1 pseudogene is annotated in these 1,564 nt (G+C 67.5%); it reads right to left on the bottom strand.

Going from position 1 to position 1,564, the window contains the following annotated elements:
• Nucleotides 1–1,564 (bottom strand): annotated as a pseudogene (locus IF00_RS0140285) (hypothetical protein); the annotation flags it as partial.

The raw sequence follows: 1,564 nt of genomic DNA on the forward strand, positions 1-1,564 counted from the left end.
GCGGAGTTCTTGACCTGGGCGCCGTCGATGCCGCGGAAGTAGCGGGCCTCGGAGAGGGTCTTCTTGTCGAAGCCGGCGCCGGTGCGGGTCTGGACGAGGTGGTAGCCGCGGGGCATCGAGTACGTGCGGTTCTCCGCCTTGGTGAACTCGTCCTCGCTCTTGGCCCATTCGGCGCCGCCGACGTAGGCGTACTCGGTGACGACGTCCGGCGTGCCGGCGATGTTGTCGCCCTCGATGACCCGCTGGACGGGATAGGTGTTGAACCAGTCGTGCTCGGGGTCGGGGCCGTCGATGACCGTCTTGACGGTGTAGCAGCGCGTGCCGTTGGTGTCGTCCGTGGGGGGCAGGGAGGTCGCGGTGCAGTCGGGGTCGTAGTAGTCGACGCCGACGGTGCCGCCGGATTCCGTGGTGATCTGCGACATCCGCATGCGGATGAACGGGGCCAGGCCGTCGCGGAGCTTGTCGACCCGGTTGGGCTTCTGCACCGGCACGAACGTGATCATCGGCACGTCGGCGACGGCCGCGCCGTCGGTGGCGGTGCGCTTGATGCCGTGCAGCCACATCGGGGTGGAGATGCCGTCACCCGACGGGGGGAACGTCTGCGTCAGATGCCAGGAGTCGACGGCCGTGTAGGCGCCGCCGGTCAGGACCTGCGTGGAGATGTCCGTCAGCCGCATGCTCGACCAGAAACTGGGCGAGTACTGCCCCTTGCACTCCGTCGCGCTGTCCTTGCAGTACAGGTCGAGCGGGGTGTCGGGCCAGTTCAGCGCCTGGGCGACGTCGAACGTGCAGTTCGCGTCACAGCGGGCCTTGGAGGTGAAGGTCACCTTGCCCATGGCCTTGGCCGCGTAGGGCGCGGAGTCGCGCAGGCCGTACTCGATACGGTCGAGGTAGCCGCCGCGGTCGTAGGGGGTCTTCGTCGACGCGCCGGTGGTGGCGTTGACGTTGCGGCCGTAGTTGTTGCTCTCCTGCTTCCAGAAGTAGGCCATCGCGTTGCCGCTCGGGTCCACCACGTAGTCCAGGTTCCAGCGCCAGGCCTGCTGGCACCAGGAGGTCGCGAAGGAGGAGGTGGCGCACGGCTCACCGCTGTGGTTGCCGAAGACCGGGGTGGTCAGGACCGAATCGGTCACCGGGTTGCCCGTGGCCCATCCGGGAAGCTTGTGCCTGCCGAAGAAGTACTGGGTGCCGTCGAGCGTCGTCACCTTCCAGTACTCACCCGCACCCGCGACCGTACCCGTGCCCGCGTCACCGTTGTCGGCACCGCTGAGCTTCTCGATCCTCTCCCCACCGTCGGACGTGGGATGCCAGCCCTTGACGGGATCCAGGACCAGCTCGGTGGTCTTCCCGCCGAGCGAGAGCGTGGCGTTGTCGCTGAACCAGCACTGGTCGCCGACCTTGGTGGTGTTGGTACCACCGTCCTTGTCGTCCTCACAGGACTTGTAGCGGCGCTCGATGTAGCCGGGCTCGTAACCCCAGCCGTCACCGATCCACCCGGCCTGGTTGTTCGACGCCGACGTACGCCCGTCGACAGCCTGCGAACTGTAGCCGAGCGTGACGCCGGGCT

Origin of the sequence: Streptomyces flavochromogenes, assembly GCF_000717595.1 — a bacterium.
In the GTDB taxonomy this organism is placed as follows: Bacteria; Actinomycetota; Actinomycetes; order Streptomycetales; family Streptomycetaceae; genus Streptomyces; species Streptomyces flavochromogenes.